The sequence below is a fragment of the Saccharopolyspora sp. NPDC002686 genome (assembly GCF_040295745.1).
GTDB lineage: Bacteria > Actinomycetota > Actinomycetes > Mycobacteriales > Pseudonocardiaceae > Saccharopolyspora > Saccharopolyspora oryzae.
On record NZ_JBEOVY010000683.1, the window covers coordinates 1 to 1,016 of the forward strand.

Consider the following 1,016-nt stretch of genomic DNA (forward strand, 5'->3'; position numbering starts at 1 on the left):
AAACCGGGCGCCAAAAAACCCCAACCCTACCGGGCCCCCCCCCCCCTCACCGCGCCCGCGCCGGCATGGCTCGCGGCCTTTCCGCTATCCCCTCGTTCGTGCGTTGATGTCCAGATTTGTTTCGATCACCACTGAAACTACGGACCGCATCAACTATCAACAACGCCGGGATGCGCGGGCGTTCGCCCGCTTCTGATCACTCCGTTCGGAGCCCCTCCGGCCGGGCAGCGCGGCTCGCGGCGGGCAGGCTCAGCGCGGTGACCACCAAGACCGAGGCCGCTGCGAAGGCGAACAGGCCGAGCATTCCGGGCAGGTCGACGACCACCGCGCCTTCCCCTTCGGCCATCACCACCAGCACCCCGATCAGCAGGCCGGTCACCGTGGCCAGCGCGGTGGCCACGACCATCGGAACGGCGTTCTGCAGCAGCAAGGACTGCCACAGCGTCCGGCGCGGCACCCCCACGGCGCCCAGCACCGCCAGCGGGCGACGCCGCTCCTGGATCTGCTCGGCGGCCGAGACGAACAAGCTGCACCCGATCAGCGCGAAGACCACCAGGGCTCCGGCCAGCAGGGCAAGCCGGACGGCGGCCAGCGCCGCATCCCGCTGCTGCTTCGGATCGGACCCCAGCGAGGGCGCCTTGCCGCTGGTCGACGGTTCGACCAGGTGAGCTGCCGCGACGTTGCGAATGCGCTCGATCAGGTCTGGCGACGCCGTCGGCGCCAGCTCGACCTCGAAGCGGACCTGCTGGGTGCTGGCCGGAATTCCGGCCGCCGCCGCCGGCGTGACCAGCAGGTCGGGGTAGTTCCCCGGCACGGTGGTTGCGACGGTCGCCGGCCGCACCGGACCAGGAATCGTCCAGGTCGCTGGCCTCTCCGGGGTCGGCCGATCGGCCTCGCCGTGGTAGCTGTTGGACAGCAGGAGAGCCGTACCGGCGAGGTGATCGGTCTTCTGGTCGGGGAGCTCGTCGTGGCGGTCGCCGACGGTCGAGGTCCCGCTGGGCTCGAACATGAGGATG

The 1,016-nt window shown here is 70.5% G+C and carries 1 protein-coding gene; it reads right to left on the minus strand.

The window, feature by feature from the left end:
• Positions 1 to 196: 196 nt before the first annotated feature.
• Positions 197 to 1,016, minus strand: an 820-nt coding sequence (locus ABTZ89_RS38875) for an ABC transporter permease (RefSeq protein WP_351054515.1), incomplete at its 5' end; no start/stop codon positions are given.